This window comes from Pedobacter sp. L105, assembly GCF_009765875.1.
In the GTDB taxonomy this organism is placed as follows: Bacteria; Bacteroidota; Bacteroidia; order Sphingobacteriales; family Sphingobacteriaceae; genus Pedobacter.
Genome location: NZ_LMUP01000006.1, coordinates 63,750 through 89,743 on the forward strand (window position 1 = coordinate 63,750; position 25,994 = coordinate 89,743).

At 41.8% G+C, this 25,994-nt stretch carries 19 protein-coding genes; 12 read left to right on the top strand and 7 right to left on the bottom strand.

The window, feature by feature from the left end:
• Positions 1-545: 545 nt before the first annotated feature.
• The 3 genes from GSQ84_RS12490 to GSQ84_RS12500 all read right to left on the bottom strand — a co-directional run bounded on the left by GSQ84_RS12490 (position 546) and on the right by GSQ84_RS12500 (position 6,284).
• Positions 546-2,123 (bottom strand): SusD/RagB family nutrient-binding outer membrane lipoprotein, encoded by a 1,578-nt coding sequence (locus GSQ84_RS12490; protein WP_158797608.1) that lies wholly within the window; start codon positions 2,121-2,123, stop codon positions 546-548.
• 106 nt (positions 2,124-2,229) lie between these two features.
• On the bottom strand, positions 2,230-5,514 hold the full coding sequence (locus GSQ84_RS12495; protein ID WP_158797609.1) for a SusC/RagA family TonB-linked outer membrane protein: 3,285 nt from the start codon (positions 5,512-5,514) through the stop codon (positions 2,230-2,232).
• Between the two features lie 188 nt (positions 5,515-5,702).
• On the bottom strand, positions 5,703-6,284 hold the full coding sequence (locus GSQ84_RS12500) for a phosphonate degradation HD-domain oxygenase (RefSeq protein WP_158797610.1): 582 nt from the start codon (positions 6,282-6,284) through the stop codon (positions 5,703-5,705).
• A 210-nt stretch (positions 6,285-6,494) separates the two neighbouring features.
• Here GSQ84_RS12500 and GSQ84_RS12505 point away from each other — a divergent pair, with 210 nt between their 5' ends.
• The 6 genes from GSQ84_RS12505 to GSQ84_RS12530 all read left to right on the top strand — a co-directional run bounded on the left by GSQ84_RS12505 (position 6,495) and on the right by GSQ84_RS12530 (position 15,467).
• Entirely contained in the window at positions 6,495-7,073 is a 579-nt protein-coding gene (locus GSQ84_RS12505; RefSeq protein WP_158797611.1) for a helix-turn-helix domain-containing protein, read from the top strand.
• Positions 7,074-7,160: 87 nt separating this feature from the next.
• Positions 7,161-7,847: an HAD hydrolase-like protein gene (locus GSQ84_RS12510; RefSeq protein WP_158797612.1), complete on the top strand. Its 687-nt coding sequence runs from the start codon at positions 7,161-7,163 to the stop codon at positions 7,845-7,847.
• Between the two features lie 11 nt (positions 7,848-7,858).
• Positions 7,859-9,160 carry a DUF5690 family protein gene (locus GSQ84_RS12515; protein WP_254070849.1) on the top strand — a complete coding sequence of 434 codons (1,302 nt, stop codon included), beginning with the start codon at positions 7,859-7,861 and terminating at the stop codon, positions 9,158-9,160.
• Positions 9,157-10,296, top strand: coding sequence for a TIGR03364 family FAD-dependent oxidoreductase (locus GSQ84_RS12520; RefSeq protein ID WP_158797614.1), 1,140 nt, complete (start codon positions 9,157-9,159; stop codon positions 10,294-10,296). The genes GSQ84_RS12515 and GSQ84_RS12520 overlap by 4 nt, the downstream gene beginning before the upstream one ends.
• Before the next feature lie 10 nt (positions 10,297-10,306).
• A complete protein-coding gene (locus tag GSQ84_RS12525; protein ID WP_158797615.1) occupies positions 10,307-12,856 on the top strand; it encodes a phosphocholine-specific phospholipase C in 2,550 nt (849 codons plus the stop codon).
• A gap of 193 nt (positions 12,857-13,049) precedes the next feature.
• Positions 13,050-15,467, top strand: coding sequence for an outer membrane beta-barrel family protein (locus GSQ84_RS12530; protein ID WP_158797616.1), 2,418 nt, complete (start codon positions 13,050-13,052; stop codon positions 15,465-15,467).
• A gap of 96 nt (positions 15,468-15,563) precedes the next feature.
• Here the strand turns inward: GSQ84_RS12530 and GSQ84_RS12535 are convergent, their stop codons facing one another.
• Positions 15,564-17,195, bottom strand: coding sequence for an ABC transporter substrate-binding protein (locus GSQ84_RS12535; protein ID WP_158797617.1), 1,632 nt, complete (start codon positions 17,193-17,195; stop codon positions 15,564-15,566).
• Positions 17,196-17,240: 45 nt separating this feature from the next.
• Between GSQ84_RS12535 and GSQ84_RS12540 the strand changes: the two genes are divergently transcribed.
• Positions 17,241-17,699, top strand: a complete 459-nt coding sequence (locus tag GSQ84_RS12540; protein WP_158797618.1) for a hypothetical protein — start codon at positions 17,241-17,243, stop codon at positions 17,697-17,699.
• Positions 17,700-17,715: 16 nt separating this feature from the next.
• Here the strand turns inward: GSQ84_RS12540 and GSQ84_RS12545 are convergent, their stop codons facing one another.
• Complete coding sequence (locus GSQ84_RS12545; protein ID WP_158797619.1) at positions 17,716-18,237, bottom strand: NADPH-dependent FMN reductase; 522 nt, start codon at positions 18,235-18,237, stop codon at positions 17,716-17,718.
• A 177-nt stretch (positions 18,238-18,414) separates the two neighbouring features.
• Here GSQ84_RS12545 and GSQ84_RS12550 point away from each other — a divergent pair, with 177 nt between their 5' ends.
• From GSQ84_RS12550 to lepB, 5 genes are read left to right on the top strand one after another with little or no spacing between them, the layout of a single operon-like run.
• Positions 18,415-19,218, top strand: a complete 804-nt coding sequence (locus tag GSQ84_RS12550) for a ParA family protein (protein WP_158797620.1) — start codon at positions 18,415-18,417, stop codon at positions 19,216-19,218.
• 11 nt (positions 19,219-19,229) lie between these two features.
• On the top strand, positions 19,230-20,153 hold the full coding sequence (locus GSQ84_RS12555; RefSeq protein ID WP_158797621.1) for a ParB/RepB/Spo0J family partition protein: 924 nt from the start codon (positions 19,230-19,232) through the stop codon (positions 20,151-20,153).
• The gene (locus GSQ84_RS12560; RefSeq protein WP_158797622.1) at positions 20,153-20,797 is read left to right on the top strand and encodes a DUF5683 domain-containing protein; all 645 of its coding nucleotides are present in this window, start codon (positions 20,153-20,155) and stop codon (positions 20,795-20,797) included. The genes GSQ84_RS12555 and GSQ84_RS12560 overlap by 1 nt, the downstream gene beginning before the upstream one ends.
• A gap of 45 nt (positions 20,798-20,842) precedes the next feature.
• Complete coding sequence (gene dapB, locus GSQ84_RS12565; protein ID WP_158797623.1) at positions 20,843-21,580, top strand: 4-hydroxy-tetrahydrodipicolinate reductase; 738 nt, start codon at positions 20,843-20,845, stop codon at positions 21,578-21,580.
• Positions 21,581-21,590: 10 nt separating this feature from the next.
• Positions 21,591-22,787 carry a signal peptidase I gene (lepB, locus tag GSQ84_RS12570; RefSeq protein ID WP_158797624.1) on the top strand — a complete coding sequence of 399 codons (1,197 nt, stop codon included), beginning with the start codon at positions 21,591-21,593 and terminating at the stop codon, positions 22,785-22,787.
• A gap of 498 nt (positions 22,788-23,285) precedes the next feature.
• On the opposite strand, the gene GSQ84_RS12575 is transcribed toward lepB, so the two are convergent.
• Both GSQ84_RS12575 and bshC read right to left on the bottom strand, forming a co-directional pair.
• Positions 23,286-24,368 carry an Ldh family oxidoreductase gene (locus tag GSQ84_RS12575; RefSeq protein ID WP_158797625.1) on the bottom strand — a complete coding sequence of 361 codons (1,083 nt, stop codon included), beginning with the start codon at positions 24,366-24,368 and terminating at the stop codon, positions 23,286-23,288.
• Positions 24,369-24,389: 21 nt separating this feature from the next.
• A complete protein-coding gene (gene bshC / locus GSQ84_RS12580) occupies positions 24,390-25,976 on the bottom strand; it encodes a bacillithiol biosynthesis cysteine-adding enzyme BshC (RefSeq protein ID WP_158797626.1) in 1,587 nt (528 codons plus the stop codon).
• Positions 25,977-25,994: the final 18 nt, after the last annotated feature.

Below are 25,994 nucleotides of genomic sequence, written 5' to 3' on the forward strand. Positions count from 1 at the left end.
AACAAAAAAGGGTATCCGTTTTTTTTAAGATGATCTGTTGCAAGGCGGTCTGGTATATCCCGGAGGAAACCCTCAGCTATGATAATCTCAATTTTTCCGGGAGAGGGCAAAGCCAATTCTTAGAATAATTTGCAGCAGCTTGGTTCAGGATATGCTTAGCAATAATGATTTTAATTATCCCGGGAGAGGGGAAAGCCAATTCTTTAGAATAATTTGCAGCAACTTGGTTCAGGATATGCTTAGGAATAATGATTTTAATTATCCCGGGAGAGGGGAAAGCCAATTCTTTAGAATAATTTGCAGCAGCTTGGTTCAGGATATCCTTAGGAAGGATGATTTCAACTATCCCAGGAGTTGGAAGACTAATTCTTTACAATAACCCTCAGCACGGTGGTTAGAATTGCCCAAAGAAAATCTATAAAAAAATAAGGTGTACTATTTCAATGCCTTCAAGCGCGTTTCAGCGGTTGGCAGCATTGAAATAGTACACCTTATTTTTCAAATCAGATCATCTTTTGGATAATTGATGATCCCGTGTCAGCAGGTTATTGTAAAATCCACATGACACCATTAATATCGTCATTGCCGCCAAACTGACTAGCCAATGCTTTATTGTAATTGGTGGTATTGGCTGTTCTTTCAGCGGCAGGATACTGGAACCTTGAAGCGATACGTGTTCCGTTTCCGGTACCCGGGCCTGTAGTAAAATTAGGTATTCCTGTTCTGCGGTAAGTGAAGTACGACTCTAAACCTGAATGGCGGAAAAGGGCCAGGTACTTTTGCTGCAGGATCTCTGTTAAACCAGTTGCACCGGCAGCGTATTTTACACCTGCCTGGCTGTAATAGGTAGCGAAATTAGTGGGGATACTGTAGGTGTCATAATTTGCCAGGGCAGTTACATCTGTAGATCCCGGGCGATAAAAATAAGCAGTTATTGCACCATTATCAGGGATGCTATAAGATGCCATTGAGGCTTTGATCCCTGCTGTGTAATAGGTTTCTGCATCTCCTGTTGCCCATCCGCGGTTAATTCCTTCAGCGATATTAAACATCAGCTCTGCATAACCAATAATGATACTTGGCTCGCCGGTAAAGGTGGAGTAAAAATGCTTTCTGTTGATGAAGGAATATCTTTGCTGACCAGCATTGTTGTACATGATACTTAAATCCTGACCCGGATCTGCACCTACAAATGAAGTGAAAGCAATTGGACTTTGTTTCAGTGAATCTACCAGATAACGGGCAGGTTCGGCTGTAACGAATACCCTTGGATCTTTTAAGCTGGTCAGTAAGCCAATATAAGTAGAAGACGTGTTTTTACGTGAGCCACTCTGACCAAAGTTATTTGGATTTGAAGGATAGTAATTGTTTGGAATAACAAAGGTATATTGAAGATTATCACTGGCACTGGTCATTAAGGGATACTTCGTAGGATTGCCAACTACAGTTGCAAATTGTGAAGCCACATTTAAATCCGTATCTGATGTTTTTTTACTCAATTGTATCAGCAAGCGTATTCTGAATGAGTTCACCACCTTTTGCCAGGCGATTAAGCTATTGCCTAAATAAATATCGCCGCCCAGGCTGTTATCGCCACTGGCAATCAACGATGCCAAGTCAGTATTGGCACCATCCAGCCAGTTCAGGCATTGCAGCATCACGGATTTTTGTGTATCATAAACCGGATCTAACACAGTTAAGCCCTGCAGCGCCTGGGTCATTGGAATATCGCCCATTTCCAGGCTCATTTTGCTAAAATAGAAAGCCCTGAAGAATTTCCCTAAGGCACTGTAAGGGTTCAGTGCAGGTGATCCTGCTTTAGTAGCCGCAGCTTCCATGGCCACTACGTTTTTCAATGTAGTGTACTCATCATCGCCGCTTCCAAAATCATAACGGTTGTTCCCGTAATAATCGTAGTTGTACAAATAATACTGATCATAGGTTTCATCAGAAGTTTCCGGAAGGACAGCCATACTGTTGGCAACCCCGTTAAAAAGCAGGGAAGCCGGAACAGTGGAAGGTTTATTGTTATTGAGTGTTAGCTCATCAAAATTCTTTTTGCAACTGCTTACTGCCAGTAAAGTTACGAAGGACAGTAAGTAGATTTTATATGTGTTTTTCATCTCTGTATAATTGTGTTTTAAAGGTGATGAAGCTATCATGATCTGAAAATCATTGGTGATACAATTTGAAAGATCATGATGGTTTCATATTTATGCTGTTGATCAATTAAAATGAAACTTTGAAATTGAAACCATAACTGCGCACTGTTGGAGATTGTAAAGAAGTAGAAGCTGTAGCACCATTATACTGATCTAAATCCACATCCTTGAAATCTTTGTTGGCGTAGAAATATAAAAGGTTCCGTCCGTAGATAGAGAAGGATACCTTTTTGAGGAACGATTTCTCCAGGAACTTTTTAGGCACATCATAACCAATAGTTACCTCACGCAGTTTTGCATACGTTTTGCTCATTAAATTGGCTTCATCTGCATTGTAATACGTACTTACATAACCCTGTACAAGACTTGCAGTTGTATTAGGGGCATATTGTAAAGCTCCATAATTTAAAACAGCACCTGTTTGTGAGTTATAATTAATAGGCACTCCGTTAGAGATCACCACACCCGGGCCAACATATGATCCGGTATAACCAGCCTTACCGTAATTTAGCCAATCCTGGTAGCGTGCAGCACCTAGTTCGCCTTCGGCAGTTTGGATATTACTACCACCGCGCATGGTTTTATTATGCATATAATCTACCATTACACCACCTACAGATCCATCCAATTGGAAGCCTAAACTCCAGCTTTTGTATTGGAAATTGTTGGAGAAGCTCCAGGCAAATTTGCCATTCTCATTGCCCAGGTATTGTGGAACCGGGTTGATCAATGGTTTACCTGTGGCGTCATTGATGATTTTTCCGTCTGGTGTTCTTACGAAAGCTGTACCGTATAACTTATCTGTACGGTCGCCGGCTTTAAAGAATTGTGCATAGATGTCTTGTCCTTCCGGCAGTTCTTTGTACACTTGTTTGTAGGTAGAGATATTGGCCATGATGTTCCATGAAAAACCGGTTGATGTTTTAACTGGTGTAGCAGTTAAGGAACCTTCATATCCTGTTTTCTTTGTTTTCAAAGCATTCAGGTACTCAATGGTATAACCAGTAGAGGTAGAAATCGTATTAGCTAAAATTTGCGGGCCGTCAATATACTGGAATGCAGTACCACTAAAACCGATACGGTTATTCAAAAACTTGATGTCAAAACCTTCTTCATAATTTAAACGGGTAGATGTTTTGATACCGTTTTGATAAAGTAGGTCGGAAGCATAACCTGCAGTCTGGCTGTTATAGGGTTTACTGGTAGAATAAGATGTTGCCAGTGAATAATCGGGACCATTGTAAGGGGAGGCATAAGTTGATCCGTAACCCAGTGGATTATAGAATAACGGGCCGGCACCAGAGGTTGTACCACCGTAAACGGAGATGGAGTTATAAGGGGCAGGGCCAATAGTAGTAGAGGTTGCATCAGAACGGATGTTGGAATAAGAAGCCCTTCCTTTTAAATAGGATATAAAGCTAGGCATCTTCACATAGTCAGATACTACTGTTGCTAAAGATAAACTTGGGTAGAAATAGGTTGTTGGTACCTGGAAAGCAGATGATTTATCTACACGTCCTGTAGTGGAAATGGTAGCATACTTACCTAAACTTGCGTCCAATGAATAGTAAGCACTCAGTACGCGCATTTGTGAACTGAAGCTGGTAGATTGTACAGCATTTTTTGAATTACTGAAGGCATATACTTCAGGAACGTTCAGGTAATCTGTAGAGGTCCAGCTGGAGTTATAACTAAATTCCCTTAAATTACTACCCACTACTCCGGATAGGTTCAGGAACCTTTTAACCGTATAATTGTAGTTCAGCATCAGCTCTGTATTGTTATCAAACAGGTCGCGGCGGTCTTCACGATAATCACCTTCATTTCCTTCACGTCCATAAGGGTGGGCAGAGAAAGGCAGGTCTTCTGTACGCAGGATATTATATGTGTCAATTTGTGAACGCAGGGTTGCATTTAAGTGGTCATCGATTTTATAGTTTCCACTGAAGTAACCGTATACGTCATTTTTGTAATGACCACGTGTCCATTCCTGTGTTAATAAATAAGGGTTATGGTAGCGGGTATACTCTTCAAATTCTGATTGTGTACCTACTTTACCAGGCTGCCATATGGCTTTGATGTCTGGTGAATTTACACTCCAATCGGCACCTGTCCAGATTGCTAAATTATAGATCAAACTGTTTGGACCGTATTGAACATCAGGAAAGTTATCTGTTGACTGTCTGTTGAAATCTAGGTTTCCTTCAAACTTCCAGCGTTTACTTGGCGTAAAAGCTGCGTACAGGTTAAAGTTTGCGATATCCAGGTATTCACTTGGAATATAACTTTGCTGGTGCTGTTGGGAAGCTGAAAACCTGGTGGTATAATTATCTCCTGTGGAAGAGATGGAAACGTTATTGTTCAGTTGATATCCTGTTTGCAGGAAGTTAGCTAAGTTATTTGCTCCACGGGCTGTCCATGGTGTTGGCTGTCTAACGCCATTCACGATAGGGCTATCATACTGAGCGATCAGCTGCCCATTAAAATAAGGTCCCCAGATATCATAATCACTATCCACACCACCTGGTGCTCCGCCTTTACCATCTACGAAAGTGTAAAAAGTGTTTTCTCCCGGACCGTAAGAGTGTTGTACCCTTGGAAAGGCGAGAAATCCTTTATTGATCACCGTACTGCTATTAAAATCAACTGCCAGGCCATTACCTGTTTTATTGGCTTTTTTAGTGGTGATCAGGATTGCGCCGAAAGAAGCACGGTTACCATAAAGTGCTGCCGCAGCAGGGCCTTTCAGTACAGTGAAACTTTCAATATCGTCCGGGCTCAGGTTATAAGTATCTGTATTGATGGGGAAACCATCCACTACATATAAAGAGACGGTATTACCCCTGATGCTTACGTTTGGTGCACCCAGTAATTCTGCTGAAGGGCCAACCGATAAGCCTGCCACTTTACCAATCAGTCCTGTAATAGGATTAGGGTCACGTGCAGTGGTCAGTTCCGATCCGCTTACTGTTGATACAGCATAGCCGATACGTTTGGTTTCTTTCTTAATACCCAGGGCAGTTACCACTACTTCTGTTAGATCACTGCTATTGGCGATCATGTTTACCATTACACTCTGGCTGTTGGTGAGCGTAACTTCCTGTTGATTGTACCCAACCGAATGAAATACCAATACCTGGCCTGGTTTGGCGATAATCGTAAAATGACCTGAACCATCGGTGATCGTTCCTTTGCTGCTACCTTTTAGCATAATGCTAATGCCCGGTAGAGGCTGGTTGGTTTCATCATTAACTGTACCGGTTACTCTGGATTGCCCATACCCTAGTATAGGAGCAAGGCCGAGTAACAGCACGGTTATCACTATTTTTAATGACTTGTAAATGTGTTCCATCTGCTTTAGATTAATTTGGAAAAAGAATGAATTTCTATACAGCAATACTAAACTTTGTTTATTATTTGTAAACTAAGATTAGGTTAAGTGTAGTTTAATATTCCGTGTCCAAATCGTTAAGCAGGTGGGATTTCTTAATAGATGAAAGTAGGTGTTTTGACAATTAATTAATACTGCCGAAACAATTATTAGTGTGTATTTTTGGCTAAGTGTCTTGTAGCCATTGATTTTAAAAATTCAACATTGTCAACTTTTACATTTGTTTCTTTGGCCTTATCGTCCCAGTAGCGTAACTGTATCATTAACTCGGCATCTGGCTGACGTTCAAATTCTGCAGCTTCTTCAGCGCTCATTACACCTCCCTGGAAGTCTAAGGTAACCCTGCTTGCGGGAGAAAGCTTTTCATAATACTCCGGGAACTTAAAAGTGAGATAACGTTTGGCTACCACATGGCTTTTAACCAGTTCAGTAAGCCGTTTGGAAAAACCTCTTTCCAGCAGGTAGTCGGCGCCTAACTTTTCATGGTCTACATTGCCCATTCCATCCATGCTTTCTACTTCATTACTGGCACATAAATGGCCGATATCGTGAAAGAAGGCAGCTAAGATCACTTCATCATCATATCCTCCATCCGCTGCAAGCGATGCTGCCTGCGACATATGTTCTATTTGCGATACGGGTTCGCCGATATAATCTTCATCTCCATGTCTTTCATATAAGGAGAAAATTTCATTTACAATGAGTTCAGGTGTGTTGGCTGCTATGGTCATGGGATTTGTTTTTTGACAAAGGAAACAGGTCGGTGTTAAGTAATTGTTAACCAGATGATATAAATGTGTTGCGCCATTCTATTACCGGAATTATCAATCCCGTTAATTAACAGTAATTAACATTCCTGTTTTTGCATCGGCTACATTTATTTTTTACTTTCGCCGAAGTCAGCAGAGGAAATTTTTGGAGTTGCTGATAATTAGCTATCGATGAAGAACGACATTTTACTGCAAATCAGCAACCGTATAAAAGACAGAAGGCGCGAAAAAAATATCACTGTTCAGGAGTTATCTGTACGGGCCAATGTGAGTAAAGGATTGATTTCGCAAATTGAAAATAGCCGTACCATTCCTTCACTGGTGGTATTGATTGATATTATCAAAGCATTGGAAATTGACCTGAATGCTTTTTTCAAAGACATCCGGGATAAAGACGACCAAAGCCCGGTGATCATCAAACGCAAAGCAGAATACGATCACTTTGAAAAAGAACATGCGGAGGGATTTCATTACCAGCGTATCTTTACCCAATCAATTACTCATTCTACCGTTGATATTGTTATCCTGGAACTGGAACCCAATGCCCTTAGGCCTTTGGTAGAAACCGAAGCCTACGAATACAAATATGTGCTGGAAGGAAAAATAGAATACCAGTTTAATGAAGAGAGCTATGTTTTAAATGAAGGAGATTCCATGCTTTTTGATGGCCGCATTGCACATACCCCTAAAAACCTGGGCAAAAAGACTGCGCGAATGCTGGTGGTTTATTTTTTTGAAAATAAAAACTAACCGCATACTTAATCAAATCTTAATATGGAATTAGTTTGATGTTAATAAACTAAGTTTAGTATTGCTTAACATTTTAATAAGCAATATATGTCCGTTAAACTAGTAGTTTTTGACTTGGCCGGTACTACGGTTAAAGATGATCATGAGGTAAGTAAGGCCTTTCAGTCTGCACTGAAAAAACACGGTTATGAGATTCCTTTGGAGATGATTGACCCTATCATGGGTTATGAAAAAAATGAGGCGATCACCAAAATGCTTACCGAGCATGAGCCGGATAAATACAAAATCAATGCTGCATTAGTTGGCAATATTCACGAGGAGTTTATTACACAGATGATTCTCCATTATCAGTTTGCTGATGGTATCGAAGCATTGCCTCATGTAGAGGCCACTATGGCGGCGCTCCATGAAATGGGTATAAAAATAGGTATCAATACCGGTTTTTCGCGTAATATCGCTGAAGCCATAGTGACCAGGCTGCAATGGCGGGAGAAAAACCTGATCGATTACCTGGTTGGATCTGACGAGGTAGAAAAGGGGCGTCCGTATTCTTTCATGATCCATAAAATGATGGAAGCAGCTGGGATCACTGAACCACTGGAGGTGGTAAAAGTAGGAGATACTGAAGTGGACGTTCGTGAAGGACAACAGGCCGGCTGCCGTTTTGTTATCGGTGTAACTACCGGTTCTTTTACCCGTGCAGAACTGGAAAAATATCAGCCAACACATATCGTGGATGATATTGCAGCTATTCTGGATATTATCAAAAACTGATCATGCAGCTGATGGAACGGCTAAGAGGCAGGGTAGGCCAATGGCCTTATAGCCTGCATTCGGTACTGGCAGCATTGGCGGCCTTTGGTACTTATACCTGTATGTATGCCTTTCGAAAAGCTTTTGCTGCGGGGACCTATACCGGGCACCAGTATTTTCATATCGACTATAAGGTATGGCTAGTGATTGCACAGGTGCTGGGTTACACGCTCAGTAAATTTTATGGCATTCGTTTTATTGCTGAAATCAATCCCCGCAACAGGGCTAAAAGCATTTTACTGCTGATCGGCGTGTCATGGCTGGCGCTACTGGGTTTTGCACTGATCCCTGCACCCTATAATATTTTAATGCTTTTTATTAATGGTTTTCCTTTAGGAATGATCTGGGGACTGGTTTTTGGTTACCTGGAAGGACGAAGGTCAACCGAATTTATGGCAGCAGTATTGTCCATCAGTTTGATATTTGCCTCTGGTTTTGTGAAAACTGTTGGCCGTACACTCATGAGCAGCGTTCACGTAAATGAATACTATATGCCTTTTTTAACAGGGGCACTTTTTGTAATCCCGCTGTTGTTATTTGTTTTTTGCCTTGAACTGATGCCTGCACCAACAGAGCTGGATAAACAATTGCGGGTAGAACGAAAACCGATGTCGGCAGATGACCGGAAGAAGTTCATGATGCGTTTTTTGCCGGGCATTGTGCTCACCTTAATCATTTATGTGATGTTAACAATGATGCGTGATATCCGTGATAATTTTGAAGTAGAGATCTGGCAGGGGCTGGGGATAAAAAGCAACAATATCTACGCTAACATCGATGCAGTTATTTCTATTATTGTGCTGGTGGCGATGAGCCTGCTGATCCTGATCAGGAAGAATATTTTCGCTTTTAAGCTGATCCATTTCCTGATTATTGGCGGTTGTATCCTTGCAGGTGTGGCAACAGTGCTGTTTGATTTAAAACTGATTAATCCTGTAACCTGGATGACGATGGCGGGTCTTGGCCTTTACTTAGGTTATGTGCCTTATAACGCTATTTTTTTTGAACGTATGATCGCTTCTTTTAATTATAAAAGTAATGTGGGTTTTGTAATGTATCTGGCAGATGCAATGGGCTATCTGGGCAGTATCAGCGTTTTATTGGTCAAAGAGTTCCTAAAACCAGGCATCAGCTGGGACATATTTTTCAAAAACGGATTGTTAACCCTGGCTGTAATTGGAGGCACCGGAGCTGTGTTATCCTTACTCTACTTTATGCAAACGGCGAACAAAGAAAAAAAAGAACAGCAAAAACTTAATTTATACACAGCATGAGTAAACCATCGGCCATCATAATTGGCGCAGGAATAGTAGGGCTGGCTACGGCAAGGGCTTTAGCGATAAGAGGTTATCAGGTAACAGTATTTGAACGTAATGAAAGGGCTGTAGGTGCTTCCATTCGTAATTTCGGTATGGTATGGCCTATAGGGCAGCCAACCGGGCCTTTATTTGACCGGGCGATGTTATCCCGGAGTATCTGGAAAGAGATCTGCACCGAAGCAAATATCTGGCATGATGAAGTGGGCTCTTTGCATATTGCTTATCATGATGACGAACTGAAAGTAATGGCAGAGTATGCCGCAGCTAATTCGGCCGAACGTGATTGCCGTTTGCTTTCGGCTGAAGAAACTCTTCTAAAGTCGCCTGGCGTTAATCCTGAAGGATTAAAAGGTGCTTTATGGAGCGGGACAGAAATGATCGTAGAAGCCAGGGCCGCCATACAGGAAATCGCTGATTATTTAATAGAAAAGTACGGTGTAGAATTTCACTGGAATACAGCCATCAGCCTGGTGAATCATCCTGAAGTAAGGTCCGGAAAAAGAAGCTGGCATGCAGATGAGATCTATGTATGCAGTGGTGCCGAATTTGAAACACTCTATCCGGAATTGTTTCGTGAGGCAGGGATCACTAAATGTAAATTGCAAATGCTGCGAATGGCCGCACAGCCTGAAGGCTGGCGTATAGGCCCTTCGCTTTGCGGAGGTTTGTCGATGATCCATTATCCTGGCTTTCAGTCGGCCCCTTCATTGCCCGAGTTACGGAAACGTTATGAAGAACAATACGCCGAGCATCTAAGATGGGGCGTGCATGTAATGGTTTCACAAAATCACCTGGCTGAACTTACCGTTGGCGATTCACATGAATATGGCCTGGTACATGATCCTTTTGATAAGGATTTTATCAACCAGCTGATTTTGGGTTATCTCCAGACTTTCACTTCGCTAAAAGACAGCCGCGTGATCCAGACCTGGAATGGTATCTATCCGAAAATGCTTAACGGGCAGACAGAACTGGTGATGGAAGCCGCACCGGGTGTAACCATTATTAATGGCATGGGCGGAAATGGAATGACTTTATCTTTCGGTCTTTGTGAGCAAATTATTGCAAAGCGAACCAATAAAATATCTTAAATTCAAAATCATGGATAACAGAAGAGAATTTATCAAAAAAGCAGCCCTTTTATCAGGCGCAGCCGGATTGTTCACTGTATTGCCAATGTCTATACAGAAAGCACTGGCTATCGATCCTAAAACAGGAAGTACTTATCTGGATGCAGAACATGTTGTGATCCTGATGCAGGAAAACCGTTCCTTTGATCACTGTTTTGGTACGCTGAAAGGTGTACGCGGATTCAATGATCCGCGGGCGATAGACCTGCCGAACAAAAATAAAGTATGGTTGCAATCTAACCTGGCCGGCGAAACTTATGCACCCTTTCATTTAGATATTAAGAATACTAAAACCACCTGGATGGGCTCTCTGCCGCACGACTGGTCTAACCAGGTTAATTCGCGTAATGATGGTAAACATGATCAGTGGCTTAATTTTAAGCAGCAGGGAAATCCAAAATATGCGAAAATGCCCTTAACACTAGGCTATCATAAAAGGGAAGATATTCCATTTTATTATGCCATGGCAGATGCTTTTACGGTATGTGATCAGAATTTCTGTTCTTCCCTGACAGGGACTAACCCCAATCGCTTGTATTTCTGGTCGGGCACCATTCGTGAAGAACAGCACGAGGACTCCAGGGCCAATGTGTGGAATGAAGATATGGATTACGGAACACTGAACTGGAAAACCTATCCTGAGAGGCTGGAAGAAAATGGCGTAAGCTGGAAGTGTTATCAAAATGAGATGAGTATTGATGTGGGTTTTGAAGGCGAAGGAGATGCATGGCTGTCAAATTTTCAGGATAATCCCCTGGAGTTTTTCTCCCAGTATAATATCCAGCTGCATCCCAAACATCTGGAGCAGTTGAGAAAAAGAGTAGAACTTTTCCCTGCTGAGATTAAAGCGCTGGAAGATCAGATCGCAGCCCTTAATTCGGGAGATGCACATATCGCACATCTGCAAAAACAGCTGAACCAGAAACAGCTTGACTATAAAAATGCCAAAGAAAATATAGAACCAGGAAAGTTTGAAAAGTTATCTCAGCATCAGCAGAATATTCATTTAAAAGCTTTTGATACCAATAAGAATGATCCTGATTATCATACCCTAACCGATCTTCCTTATCATGATGATGGTGTAGAGCGCAATATGAAGGTGCCTAAAGGAGATGTATTGCACCAGTTCAGGGAAGATGTAACGCAGGGTAAATTGCCTACGGTATCATGGATCACTGCACCGGAAAACTTTTCTGATCATCCAAGTTCGGCCTGGTATGGTGCATGGTATATTTCTGAAGTGATGGATATCCTGACTAAAGATCCTGAAGTGTGGAAAAAGACGATATTCATTGTTACTTATGACGAGAATGACGGATACTTTGACCATGTTCCCCCATTTGTTGCACCTCATTCGCATAAAGAGGGTACCGGTAAAGTTTCTGATGGCATAGATACCCGTGTAGAATTTGTTACGCTGGAGCAGGAGCTTGCCCGCAAAGATTTTCCAAGAGATTATAAACGTGAAAGCCCCATTGGGTTGGGTTATAGGGTACCGATGATTGTTGCTTCTCCATGGAGCCGCGGCGGATATGTAAATTCTGAAGTGTTTGACCATACGTCTACCTTACAGTTCCTGGAAGATTTTCTCTATAAAAAAACGGGTAAAAAAATTGAAGAGTCTAATATTAGTAACTGGCGCCGGATGGTTTGTGGCGACCTGAGTTCTGTTTTCAGGACTGAAGATCAGGAGAAAGCAGTTAACCCGGACCCGCTGGTTAAAGATGCTTTTTTAGAGAGTATCCATAAAGCTAAATTTAAAGTGGTACCATCAGATTATAAAGTACTGAACCCGGAAGAAATAGCTCTGATCAACACTGCACCGCATCAATCTTCCTATATGCCGCAGCAGGAAAAAGGAATTCGTCCTGCTTGTGCTTTGCCTTACCAGATCTATGCAGAAGGTAAATTAAGTGCAGATAAAAAGTTTTTTGATATCAGGTTTGAGAATAAAAATGAAGTATTCGGAAAGTTGACTGCAGGAGCGCCATTTAATGTTTATGCACCGGGGAAATATAAGAACCTGCATAGTGGCCAGCTGGAACAGGTACGTACCTGGGCTTATGGCTTGAAACCCGGAGATCAGCTGGGGGATAGCTGGGCACTGAATGATTTCGAAAATGAGCTTTACCACTTGCGGGTATATGGTCCCAATGGTTTTTACCGTGAATTTATGGGAGATGCAAATGACCCTTTAGCAGATATCAGTATAGCCTATCAGCATAATCTTGTTCATAAAGGTCTTTTGACTGGAAATATTGAACTGAATGTTACCAATTCCGGTAAACAGTCTTATGCTTTTGAGGTGATTGACCATAGTTATAAAACCAATAATCATAGTGTGACAGTAAAGCCGGCAGGTACATCTGCTATTGTCCTTAACCTCAGCAACAGTTATGGCTGGTATGATTTCAGTATAAAGCTGAAGGGGCATGAACCTTTCAGCAAAAGATATGCAGGCCGTGTAGAAACTGGTAAAACCAGCTTTAGTGATCCTTTTATGGGGAAAGTTATCGGTTAGCCTGATCCCTGAATTTTAAAATAACGTTATATAATTAGGATGCCTAAACAGCATCCTATTTTTTTTACCGGTAATTTCCCTCCATTTGCCGGTGATTTAAATACGGTTAACCAAAAACTATTTTTTAATCCTTGTAACAAAAATATATTTGTACAGACTAATATAGAAGATCTATTAACGCTATTATTTTACGATGAAAAAAATTCTACTCTTACTTACTATTGTCTTTTTAGTACAGCATGCCAATGCCCAGTTTTCAATGGGGGGAGCGCAAAAGGTTACTATTACAGGACGTATTACTGCTACTATTATAGATTCAGCTACTAAAGCGCCGATTGATTATGCCACTGTTTCACTGATCCGCATCAAAGACAATAAGTCTGTTAACGGAGGGGTTACTGACCCTAAAGGAAAAATTAACATGCAAAATGTTGCCCCCGATCAGTATAAACTGGTTATTGGTTTTATGGGGTATAAAAGTAAATCGGTTGTGTTAAAAACAACGCCTGAAAAGCCCGATCTCAATGCAGGTTCTATTTATATTTCAGGTACGCAGAGTAACCTGAAGGAGGTAAACATCCAGGGCAAAACCCCGATGATAGAAAATAAAATTGACCGGGTAGTTTATAATGCTGAGCAAGACGTAACTACCGCCGGAGGCACCGGCGGCGATGTGATGCGTAAGGTACCTATGGTTTCTGTTGATATTGATGGTAACCCTACCTTAAAGGGCGCTGCGGTTCAGGTGCTGATCAATGGCAAGCCCTCAGGAACATTGGCCAACAGTGTGTCAGATGCATTAAAAATGATTCCCGCAGAAGAGATAAAAAGTATAGAGGTGATCACCAGCCCTTCAGCTAAATATGATGCAGAAGGAGCGGGAGGGATTATCAATATCATTACTAAGAAAAAAACGGCACAGGGTATCAACGGAAGCGCAAACTTATCGGCCGGAACGAGACAGAATAATGGTAACTTCAGTTTAAACGCTAAAAAAGGGCGACTGGGAATTACGAGTAATTTTGGCGGTCAGTATGCCATTCCGCAGAATACAAAGTATGTGGCGCTGAATGATTATGATGCTTCTAATACTTCTATTTTACAGGATGGTTATACCCGTGCAAAACGATACGGCTACAACGGAAGCTTCGGTTTGGATTATGATATCAATGCCTACAACAACCTCTCTACCAATGTGAAATATAATAACTTCTCCAATGGTTCCAACGGAACGTTTGATGTAACACAAAGTGTAGGAGACTCCATTAGCAAGTATCAGCGTTTTTCTGAAAATAAATACAGGCTCAATAATATAGACTGGAGTGCAGATTACCGAAGGACTTTTAAGAAAGAGGGCGAAGAATTTACCGTTTCAGGCCAGGCCAGCTTCGGCAGGAATACCACAGGATACAGTACTTATGATATTATTCCTGGTCAACCCAATACACCGACCGTTAATGGCGATAATACAGGTAAAAATAATGAGTATACTGTACAAACGGATTATACCTATCCTTTCTCTAAAGGAGTAGTTCTGGAAACTGGGGCTAAGGGTATCTTCAGGGATATCACCAGTAAATATGCAAGCAGCGATCAGGATTTTGACTATAACCAGGATGTAGCGGCAGCCTATGGGGTGATCACCTTTAAAATAGCTAAATCATTTGATGTAAAAGCTGGATTAAGAGCAGAATATACGGATATCAGTGGGGTGTCTGGTACTTCACTTAATTTTAACAATGATTATTTTAATCTTTTTCCAAGTGCTATTATCTCCAGGAAGTTTGGCAAAAACTCTACATTAAAACTGAGTTATAATAAACGTGTACAACGGCCAAGCTTAAATTTCCTGAATCCTTTCCTGAATCAGAATGACCCCAACAATAAATCCCAGGGTAACCCTAATCTAAGTCCTGAGATCAGTAACTCACTGGAACTGGGTTATTCAACCTATATCAAAGGATCGGTGATCAACGCCTCGATATTTTACCGTGAAACGCAAAATGTAATTGAAAGTTTGTACCAGCCAGATCAAAAACTGACCAGTTATTTTAACATTGGAAAGAACAAATCATTTGGTGCCAATATCTTCGGAAGTTATAATCCTTTGCCAAAATGGACTTTGATGGGGAATTTTAGTGTGAATACCTATGATGTGACCAACTCTCAAACTAATGTGAATACTGGATTATACGCCACTTATACGGCTTTCGCAAGATCGGCAATCTCCTTTAAAGGAGGATGGAACACAGAGATCTTCGGGGTGTACAATGCCTCTAAAAAGACCTTCCAGGGAACTACCGGGGCAATGGCATTCTATGGAGGAGCTTTCAAGAAAGATATCATGAAGAAAAAAGCTACAGTAGGGGTGAATGTGTTGAATCCCTTTTACCGTGACCTGCATATCGCTACTACGAATACGGGAACCGGCTTCGTGCAGAGCACTAATATCTATTACCCATTACGTTCTTTTGGGGTTAACTTTAGCTACAAGTTTGGTAAAGTTACTTTTAGCCAGCCTAAAAAGAAAAAGGGAATTGAAAATGACGATTTGAAACAGCAGGAAGGAACCGGCGGCGGCGTAGGCGGAGGAACAGGCACCCAGCAATAAAATATTCTTTTTTTTAAAATCCCCGCAGCAGGCAATGCACTGCCCCATAAAGTGTGTAACTTTTTTGGGCCAGTGCAAAAATACAGCGGGGATTTTTTATTTCTTTTTCACCCGTTTTAAGATCATCAGGCTTAGAGGGTTGATGGAATAACCGCTGATATTATTCTGCAGCATAGTCACCGACTGGTCGTAAAGTACAGGGACAACAGAGGCATTTTCCATTACCATATTATCCATCTGCTGGTACAACTGGTAGCGTTTTTTTATATCTTTCTCATAGTAACTCTGCTCAAAAAGACGGTCGAAGTCTTTGTTAAAATAAGCGGTGTAATTCGGGCCGTAGGGCACTTTGTTCTTCGAATAAAATACGGATAGATAATTTTCTGCGTCCGGGTAATCTGCAATCCAGGAACCTCTGAAAAAGGTGACTTCGTTTTTAGACATCAGCTCCCGCAGGCTGGCATTGAGGGTAACGTTTACTTTAACCTTTATACCCAGTGTGCCCAATTCTCCCTGTACAAATTCCATCAGGTCTTTGTAGTTGGTTGAGGTGGTCAGTGTCAGTTCCGGCATCCCTTTTCCGTTTGGATGACCTGCTTCGGCAAGTAATTTGGCGGCTTTTACCGGGTCATAATGGTAGCCTTTTACCAGGGTGCTGTCAAACCCGGGCATCCCTTTGGGCACAAAACCAGATGTGGCCGGCGTGCCTACACTATTACGCAGGTATTTGATCAGCTTTACCTTGTCAATACTATAATTGATCGCCTGACGTATTTTTTTGAACCTTAAAGGAGAGTGTTTCACAATGGCCTGATTGGTATCTACCAATATGCCGATATATTCTGTGCATAAATAGGGGCTTTTGATCAGCTGGAATTTTCCTTTGTATTTGCTGGTCATGTGCCCGCTTTTGGTCAGGATATCATCGCGGTAGCTGCCGTCAACATTTTTAAAAAAATCAAGGTCTTTTTTGATGAAATTCATAAAAGCACTTTGCTTATCACTGATAAAAGATACTTTCACGGCATCCAGATAGGGGAGGCGTTCCTTGCCATCCTTTTCCCAATAGTTTTCATTTTTAAGCAGCACCAGGATCTCATCTTCTTTCCAGTATTTCAGTCGGAAAGGGCCGGTGCCCACTGGATGGCTCCTGAAATCTTTACCGTAATGTTCCACTACTTCCCTGGGAACGACTACGCAATACTGGGCAGTGAGCAGGTTAATAAATGCCGGGAAAGGTTTAGTCAGGATAATCTCAAAAGTGCTGTCGTTCAGTGCCTTGAAATTGTGAATATCCTTTACTTTATCACTGAATATCCAGCCGCCGGATGAACCTACCTTTGGATCGATCAGCCGGTTAAAGCTATAGACAAAGTCTGATGCAATTACTTTTCTTCCCTTGCCATTTTTAAACAGCGGGTCGTCCTGAAAATAGACGTCGTTACGCAGATGAAAGATATAGCGCTGCCCGTCTGTTGTTACTTCCCAGGATTTTGCGATGGCAGGCACTGCGTTGAGCTGGTCATCAACCTGTACCAGTCCGTTAAAGACCTGGTTCACCATCCATATGGCCTGCTGGTTCCGCGCAAAAGCCGGATCAATGGACGTTAGTATTTCATCGAAGTTGATATTAAAGACTTTTTTACCTTTATCTTCAGCAGGGCGATCGCAGCTGCAGAGGGCAAGGATGCCTAAAGTGTAAAAAATATTTTTTATAATTCGGAGCATCAATTCAGGAATACTATTTTTGCACAAAGTAATAAATTAATCGCTATGTCTTTTTTAAATGCCGTTATAAATAATGTGGAAGATGAGACCCTGCGTGAAGATCTGCAGGATCGGGTAGATATTGTGCTGCATAAGATTAAGTTTATGGACAAGGTTCCGGTGTGCTGTCTGGATACACAGAACATACCAAGCAGTATCCTGGATGTATTACTGGAAACTGCGGGAGCTGAAATACAACAAGATCCGCTGCAGGCAAAGGTAGTGCTCTATCAGGAACCCCTGTTTAGTATGTCCGACCTGATGGGTTACGTACCTGCTTTAATGGAAAAGGAATGGCCGGCTGTAGAGTTCAATAGGGTGTATCTGCTGTCAGATGATACCTCAGCCTTTTTGAGTGACCCCGAATCTTTTGTTGCTTCCCTGGAAGATATTGCAGAGATCCTTTACCCGGGTTATTTCGTGTTTGGCAATGAAGGAAAAACCTGGATGTCTTTCGGCGTTTAACTCAATTCCCTTCGGCTTAGTAAGCGATAAATTTGTCGATCTGTGTACCGGTGAATTTTAAGGTATCTTCTTTGTAAAAAGCATCGTTTTCATCCAGCTCGGTTTTAATAGCCGAAATGTGCAAGCGCAGGGGAAGTACATTGAGGTGCAGGTAGGCGCAAACCCCTCCAAAGTGATCTATACCCCGGATGTTTCCATATTTACCAGACGATATGCCCACCAGACAGGCTTTTTTATCATAAAAGCTTTCCGGGAAATCACAGGCATCGATAAATGTTTTTAGAATACCGGGAAAGCTGCCGTTGTATTCGGGAATGATAAAAACGAACTTTTCTGTCGCTGTCATCAGCTGTTGTATTTTTTCAAACTCAGCAGATCTTTTTCCGTAAAGATCGGATACGATTAAATTTCCGGGAAGGTCTGTAAGGCTCAGGACATTAGCTTCCTGTCCTTTTTTAGCCATGCTATCCTGATAATATTTTGCGACTTTCAGCGTATTGCTACCAGGTCTGTTTGTGCCGGAAATGATCGTAACCATGTTTGATTGTTAGTAATATGTTTAAAACAATAACTGTTTAACATATATATTGTCATTAAGTTTGTATCTTAGCTAATTGTTAAAAAGCGCCTAAATATAGGTAAAAATCGTGTTTTTATAAAAAGAATCTAATTCACAAATTCTCAGGGAAATAATTGGTAATTATTAAAAAGATAAATGAGTAAAATTATTGCATTGGCAAATCAGAAAGGTGGTGTAGGTAAAACAACTTCATCTATAAATTTAGCCGCCAGCCTGGCCGTATTAGAATACAAAACTTTATTAGTAGATGCCGATCCTCAGGCCAATTCTACCTCAGGAATTGGATTTGATCCAAGAAGTATCAAAAACAGCATTTATGAGTGTATCATCAATGATGTTGAGCCTTCTGAAGCCATTCAAAAGACAGAAACACCTAACCTCGACCTTTTACCGGCACATATTGACCTGGTAGGGGCAGAGATTGAGATGATCAATCTTCCCAACAGGGAATACAAGATGAAAGCTGTTTTAGAGAAAATCAAAGATCAGTATGATTTTATCATTGTAGATTGCTCCCCTTCACTGGGCCTGATCACTATCAATGCTTTAACAGCCGCCGACTCTGTGATCATTCCTGTACAGTGTGAATATTTTGCGCTTGAGGGACTAGGTAAACTGCTGAATACCATAAAAATTGTACAGAACAGGTTAAACCCTGAACTGGAAATTGAAGGCATCCTGCTTACCATGTACGACGTGCGTTTGCGTTTATCCAACCAGGTAGTGGAAGAGGTGAGAACACATTTCCAGGAACTGGTTTTTGATACCATTATACAGCGGAACACCCGCTTGAGTGAGGCGCCAAGTTATGGGGTATCTGTAATCATGCATGATGCCAACTGTAAGGGAGCTATTAATTATCTGAATCTTGCCCGGGAGATCGTCCGTAAAAACGGATTGGTTAAAGAAACCCAGGGTGTGACTTCTGCAACTATTTAAATTATCATTCAATGACATCTTTTCAGCGAAAAACAGGTTTAGGCAGAGGGTTGAGTGCGCTTTTGGATGACTCCGATTCGGTACACCCTCCGAAAAATGCAATGAATCCGGTCAGTGAAACTGAACAGAAGGCACAACCGAATAATACGAATATTGGTAATATCAATATCAACGATATAGAGACCAATCCTTATCAGCCAAGAACGGAATTTGACCAGGTAGCTTTAAATGAGCTGGCCGATTCTATCCGGGTGCAGGGATTGATCCAGCCAATCACTGTCAGGAAAACTGAAAGCGGTGGTTATCAGCTTATCTCTGGTGAAAGACGTTTACGGGCATCCAAATTAGCAGGACTAAAGGAGATCCCGGCTTATGTTCGTCTGGCGAATGACCAGCAGATGCTGGAAATGGCACTGATTGAGAATATTCAGCGTGAAAACTTAAATGCAATAGAAGTGGCCCTGAGTTTTCAGCGGATGCTGGAAGAGTGCAACCTGAAACAGGAGCAGTTGGGAGAACGTGTGGGTAAAAATAGATCGACCGTAACCAATTACCTGCGCCTGCTGAAATTGCCTCCGGTAATACAGATATCTATCCGCGACCAGAAAATATCTATGGGACATGCGCGGGCACTGATCAATGTAGAACAAGCCGATAAACAATTGTTCATCCATCAGGAAATTATCGATAAGGGATTATCTGTAAGAAAAGTTGAAGAACTGGTAAGAAGCATCAACAGCCTGCAGCTGAAACCTAAAAGTAAAGCGCCGGTTCCCGGAGTATCTTTTGAATACCAGAAACTGCAGAAAGACCTGGCTTCCAGATTTGCCACCAAGGTGAAACTGAAAGTAGGGGAAAATGGAAAGGGAGCTATTGAAATTCCTTTTGTTTCTGATGACGACCTGAGCAGAATATTAGAATTATTAGATTGGTAATGCCAAAAATAGTATTGTTGTTGGTTTTATTCTGCTGCTCGGTATTATTTGCCAGTGGACAGCAGATCATAGCCGTTAAAGGTGATAGTTTGATTCGGGGCGACAGCACAAAGCTGAGCGCTAAAAAAACAGACACCGTAAAGTATATTAATTATGGTAAGATCGCAGCCCGGAAAGCTCTTTTCAGGTCTATGATTATCCCCGGCTGGGGGCAGCTAACTACCGGACCGAGCGTTTACCGTCTGCTTAAAGTGGCGGCTATTTACGTTGGTGAGACTGCCTTGATTCTTTCATATAAAACTAATAGCAAGAATTATCATCATTATCTTTCAGAAATCCAGTGGAGAGACGGACATGATGGAACACCCAAGCCTGGAAACGGGCTGGGGTCCCAGTATTCTACCGATAACTTAATTACAGCTAAAGAAGTTTACCGTAGAAACAGAGAGGTAGTTATCATTTCGATATTTGGTGTGTACGCGGTCAATGTGATTGACGCTTATGTAGACGCAAGGCTGAAGTATTTTGATGTAGGGGATAACCTGGCCATTAAAATCTCTCCTTCAGTAATTAGCCAGAGTTCGATGATGTACGGATACAACCCTAGTTATGCACCTGCCCTGAAATTTTCTTTACGTTTTTAGAATTGCTAACTATGCTTCTCCAATTCCCTTAAAAATTAATATAAAATGAATATAGCTTTAATCGGTTATGGTAAAATGGGTCAGATCATTGAACGTTTTGCGATAGAAAGAGGACATGATATTGTGCTGAAGATCGGCTCTAATAACTTATCGGACCTCACTGTTTCCAATTTGAAAAAAGCCGATGTGGCCATAGATTTCAGTTTGCCGGATGCTGCTCTTAAAAATATCTATACCTGTTTTGATGCCAATGTACCATTGATTGTAGGTACAACGGGCTGGTACGGACAGTTGCAGGAAGTAAAAGATGAATGTTTAAGCAATAATCATACGTTGCTATACGGATCTAATTTCAGCATCGGCGTGAATTTATTCTTCCACATCAACCAGGTACTGGCTAAAGTAATGAATAACTATCCTGTATATGATGTACAGGTAGAAGAGATCCATCACACACAAAAACTGGATTCACCAAGCGGAACAGCGATGACTATCGCAGAGGATATCATCGAAAACCTGGACCGTAAGAAAGAATGGGTAAATGAGCTAGATGGCAAAGTATCTGTTGATGTGCTCAAACAGGATCAGCTGCTGATCGCTTCCGAAAGGATTGAGAATATCCCTGGAACACATACTGTGATCTACAGTTCTGAAGTGGATGAAATAGAAATCAAACATACAGCTAATAGTCGCGCGGGTTTTGCCCTGGGCGCAGTGGTTGCTGCAGAATGGCTGCAAAATAAACAGGGATTTTACAATATATCTGATATATTTAATTTTTAATAAATAACATATGAAATTGAAGTTCTGGCAAAAGGATAAAGGAGCCGCGCCAAAAATAAAAAAAACCAAGAGCAGGGAATGGTTTGATGCCATCGTTTTTGCTGTGATTGCGGCAACGATTATCCGTGTATTTTTTATTGAAGCTTATACTATCCCTACGGGATCAATGGAAAAATCACTATTGATAGGTGATTTCCTGTTTGTGAGTAAAGTGAATTATGGTGCCAGAATACCGATGACACCGGTAGCTTTTCCTTTTGCACACCATACGATGCCCATCACCGGCACTAAAGCTTATTGGGATGGCGTACAATGGAAGTACAGAAGATTACCTGGTATACAGGAGATCAAAAGAAATGATGTTGTGGTGTTCAACTTCCCGGATGGAGATACTGTAGCACTGGAAGCCCAGGACCGTGATTATTATGAAATGGTACGTTCGGCAGGATGGCAGGCAGTGCATAGCCAGTATACCGTAACCAGTCGCCCGGTAGATAAAAGAGAAAATTATATCAAACGCTGTATTGGTATCAGTGGAGATGTAATGAGCATGTCTAATGGCCTGGTGTCTATCAACGGCAAGGCTGAGCCAATGAAAAACACCGGACAGATCGATTATACTGTGAAGTTTAAAAGCAGTGATGTTAATTTCAGTGTTTTTGAAGAAATGGGCTTTATAATTGAAAGGGATATCATGGCAGTTTCTCAGGATACTTATAACTTTATTGGGACACCAGAAATGATGGATAGGGTGAAGAAGCTTGACTTTGTAGCTTCAGTAACTACCCGTACCGCTAAACCCGGAGAAGCCGAACCAAGTATATTCCCTCAGGATCCGAACCGCAAATGGAACGCTGATAACTGGGGGCCGATCCAGATTCCTAAGAAAGGATGGACGGTTAAGCTGGATAGTGCAACCATGCCTTTGTATAAACGCGCAATAGAAGTTTATGAAGGAAATAAGCTAGAGAAGGTTGCTGGCGGATGGATGATTAATGGTGTTAAAACAGATAGTTATACTTTTAAAATGAACTATTTCTGGATGATGGGGGATAACAGGCATAATTCGCTGGATTCACGTTACTGGGGATTTGTTCCGGAAGACCATATCGTGGGTAAGGCTTTGTTTATCTGGATGAGTTACAGTACTGAAGGTTCGTTCTTCAATAAGATTCGCTGGAGTAGGATATTCAGGGGGATTCACTAAACGATAAGCTGGCTGGGGTATCCTTGCTTCGCTCAAAAAACGAGTATCATATATTATTGCTGGAATAACGCTGCGCTACGCTTGCATGAATCCTAGGCAATAATATATGATACTCGTTTTTTTTATGATCATCTTTTGCAGGGTGCTTTATAGCGATCGCTTTAATTAGGTGCCCCCCAGATAACCGGGTAGATTCTTTTTGAAATTGATGTACATTTTGTGTGACGCTTTAGGAAAGCTGAACATCCAGCATATTTATTGTGAGTTTGAATATCCCTGTATGGCGCCTTATAGCACTTGCTTTAGAAGAAACCTTAATCATGATAGAGTTTTTCCTGAAGATTATCTATTGGATATCCTTCAATGGATACCCTCCAGATCATCTGTGAAAAATAATTTTGTGTGCGCTATGACGGCCTAGAAATTTTGCAAGCGCAGCGCGGCAAAGGTTTCAGCCGGAATAGCGTATACGAAATTATTTTTAACCAGATAAACCTCTTACAACCGCTCTAACCCTAGTTTGTCTGCCAGATCGTTCAAATCATTAACTACAGGTTCTACCAATGGGATGCCCGAGATATGGCGTTCCTTTTCAAAGGCATATTCCGGTTCTCCGGGAATGATAACTTTTTTGGACGGATCTACAGTTTTGGCGCTCTTGAAACGCTCAATCCAGTTATCCAGGTGATGCTTGAAATCTTCTGCCGGGCGGAAACCATCTACGCGCATGGCGCCAAAAAAATGTCCCAACCCTTCACCTACAGGGTCTGAAGAAGGTTCCAGGAAAGCCACAAATGGAGGCACCCATGGACCGTAATTGGCACCGGAAAGTACTGCTGTGAGAATATCTACTGTAGCGCTTAATCCATAGCCTTTATGGCTGCCGTGATCCTTATCACTGCCCAAAGGCAACAATGATCCGCCAGCTTTGAGTTCATTGGGGTCTGTGGAAATATTGCCGTTTTTATCCTGTACCCAGCCTTCAGGAACAGGAAGATTAGCGCGTTGCGCTATTTCCAGTTTGCCATTGGCTGCAGCTGCGGTAGCCATATCTACCACTACTGGCGGATACTTTCCTGCCGGAAAAGCATAACACATCGGGTTAGTACCTAATAAGCGTTCATTAGCATAGGTCGGGGCAACCAGCGGACTGGCATTGGTCATGCTGATACCGATCATGTCCTTTTCTACGGCCATTAATGCATGATATCCTGCAATACCAAAATGATTGGAATTTTTCACAGCCACCCAGCCTGTACCATAAACCGCAGCTTTTTCCATCGCTATCTTCATGGCAAATGGTGCAACTACCAGGCCGAGACCTGCATCACCATCTACTGTTGCAGTGGTTGGGGTTTCGTGAACTATCCTGATGTTTGGCGTAGCATTGATACGTTTCTTTTCCCATAAACGGATATATCCGCTTAACCTCGCTACGCCATGAGAGTCTATACCCCGAAGATCCGACCGCAATAATACATCTGTTGCCAGATCAGCATCGGTATCATTACATCCCATTTTCAGAAAAACAGATTTAGTGAAACTTCTGAGGCGTTCTTCGGTGAAAGTATAAGAGATCATCTGAATGGATTAAACGTATGACTAAGCGTACAGGACCGTAAATTTATAATCCAGGGGTTTGAATGCGGTAAACAGGCTTTCAATAAAATCATCACCATATAACACATACATTGGTGCGATATTGAGCACACGTTCCTGCAATACACCTGAAGGGAAAAGTTTATTCTTGAGGTTATCTATCTGCTGTAAAGATGTAGTATGCTTGCGCTTTTCTGCGCGCAGCAGTTTTTTCTCCAGGCTAGTTACCAGTTTCAAGGCCTTTGTTTTGGCTGCTTCAGCAGAAAGGGAAAGTGTTTTATCTATTTTATAAGAATTTAGCTTGATCTGGTCAAATACAGCGCGGATAGCCCTTTGTTCATCATCAAGACAAAGAGAATCGCCAACATGGGCTTTGATCCAATCGTTCTTTAACTGCTCATTAGTATGGAACAAACTGATAGGACTGATATCCAGAATCTGCATTTTACGGGCGCTTCTGTCGTCAATAACCAGTGCAGAATTACGTAGCAATAATACGGGGAAAGGAACACCGTAAAAATCAAAATTAGCTTTTAACTGTAACCAGTAGGTAACTTCGGCCCCGCCGCCGATATAAGCAAGGTTGGGGAGAATCACTTCCTGGTAAACGGGGCGCATCACTACATTCGGACTAAAGCGTTCCGGATGGGTAGTGATTTCCTCCTGTAAGGCTTCCTGTGAAAAGCTGATAGCAGTGTTCAGGACTTTATACTCATCGTTCTCTTTTACAATTCGTTCCCTTAAGCGGTCGGTCATGTAAAAGAAATTGATCTCTCTTGGATTTACCTGTGGTTTATAACCATGCTCCTCCAGCAATGCACTGCTTTTAGTGATTTGCTCGAAACTATGCCGTTCAACGATATCGCGGTAGATGATTGGGGCAAACTGTGCTTTTAAAGCGGCATCATCTGCATCTACACAAACCAACCCTTTTTTGCCAAACAGTGCGTCTACCAGTTCGCGGGTTGCATCGGCCAGTGTATCGTGATTAGTGTAGGCTTTCTCTACCAGTGCAGAAAAGGCCGCGCCATTTTCACTGATTCCCAGATAACCTTTATAACCAACTAAAGCCTCAGTTATATCTGATGGGTTTAACCTGCCGGTGGCTCCCGCAGCGTTGGTTTTCCAGGTGAGCATTTTATCTTCTACCTTTACATGGTTGATCTCTTCAAAATCGTGATCTTCAGTCGCCATCCAGTAAACCGGCACGAAATTGTAATCAGGAAATTGCTGTTTAAGATCGGCAGCCAGTTTAATCGCCGTAACGATCTTATAGATAAAATAAAGCGGGCCGGTAAATATATTGAGCTGATGACCGGTAGTGATCGTAAACGTACGGTCATCAGCTAATAGGTTGATGTTTTCTGCTGTTAAAGCTGAAGGGTTCAGCTGCGCATATTGTCTTTGCAGGGTGGTAACAAGCAGCTTTCTGTCGCCAGAGAACTTTCGTTCTTTAACTGCCTTTTCAAAACCCTGAATAGAAGGGGAGTACTTATAAAAAGACTCCAGGTTATCTTTTTCATCTATGTAATCCAATACAACCGATGAGAAAGAATGTGTTTGCTGATAAGAGATGTACTTGGCCTGCATTTGGCACGAAATTAAGTT

Coding starts and splice junctions, on each gene's coding strand:
- GSQ84_RS12490 (WP_158797608.1), bottom strand. CDS start 2,123: ATGAAAAACACATATAAAATCTACTTACTGTCCTTCGTAACTTTACTG.
- GSQ84_RS12495 (WP_158797609.1), bottom strand. CDS start 5,514: ATGGAACACATTTACAAGTCATTAAAAATAGTGATAACCGTGCTGTTA.
- GSQ84_RS12500 (WP_158797610.1), bottom strand. CDS start 6,284: ATGACCATAGCAGCCAACACACCTGAACTCATTGTAAATGAAATTTTC.
- GSQ84_RS12505 (WP_158797611.1), top strand. CDS start 6,495: ATGAAGAACGACATTTTACTGCAAATCAGCAACCGTATAAAAGACAGA.
- GSQ84_RS12510 (WP_158797612.1), top strand. CDS start 7,161: ATGTCCGTTAAACTAGTAGTTTTTGACTTGGCCGGTACTACGGTTAAA.
- GSQ84_RS12515 (WP_254070849.1), top strand. CDS start 7,859: ATGGAACGGCTAAGAGGCAGGGTAGGCCAATGGCCTTATAGCCTGCAT.
- GSQ84_RS12520 (WP_158797614.1), top strand. CDS start 9,157: ATGAGTAAACCATCGGCCATCATAATTGGCGCAGGAATAGTAGGGCTG.
- GSQ84_RS12525 (WP_158797615.1), top strand. CDS start 10,307: ATGGATAACAGAAGAGAATTTATCAAAAAAGCAGCCCTTTTATCAGGC.
- GSQ84_RS12530 (WP_158797616.1), top strand. CDS start 13,050: ATGAAAAAAATTCTACTCTTACTTACTATTGTCTTTTTAGTACAGCAT.
- GSQ84_RS12535 (WP_158797617.1), bottom strand. CDS start 17,195: ATGCTCCGAATTATAAAAAATATTTTTTACACTTTAGGCATCCTTGCC.
- GSQ84_RS12540 (WP_158797618.1), top strand. CDS start 17,241: ATGTCTTTTTTAAATGCCGTTATAAATAATGTGGAAGATGAGACCCTG.
- GSQ84_RS12545 (WP_158797619.1), bottom strand. CDS start 18,237: ATGGTTACGATCATTTCCGGCACAAACAGACCTGGTAGCAATACGCTG.
- GSQ84_RS12550 (WP_158797620.1), top strand. CDS start 18,415: ATGAGTAAAATTATTGCATTGGCAAATCAGAAAGGTGGTGTAGGTAAA.
- GSQ84_RS12555 (WP_158797621.1), top strand. CDS start 19,230: ATGACATCTTTTCAGCGAAAAACAGGTTTAGGCAGAGGGTTGAGTGCG.
- GSQ84_RS12560 (WP_158797622.1), top strand. CDS start 20,153: ATGCCAAAAATAGTATTGTTGTTGGTTTTATTCTGCTGCTCGGTATTA.
- dapB (WP_158797623.1), top strand. CDS start 20,843: ATGAATATAGCTTTAATCGGTTATGGTAAAATGGGTCAGATCATTGAA.
- lepB (WP_158797624.1), top strand. CDS start 21,591: ATGAAATTGAAGTTCTGGCAAAAGGATAAAGGAGCCGCGCCAAAAATA.
- GSQ84_RS12575 (WP_158797625.1), bottom strand. CDS start 24,368: ATGATCTCTTATACTTTCACCGAAGAACGCCTCAGAAGTTTCACTAAA.
- bshC (WP_158797626.1), bottom strand. CDS start 25,976: ATGCAGGCCAAGTACATCTCTTATCAGCAAACACATTCTTTCTCATCG.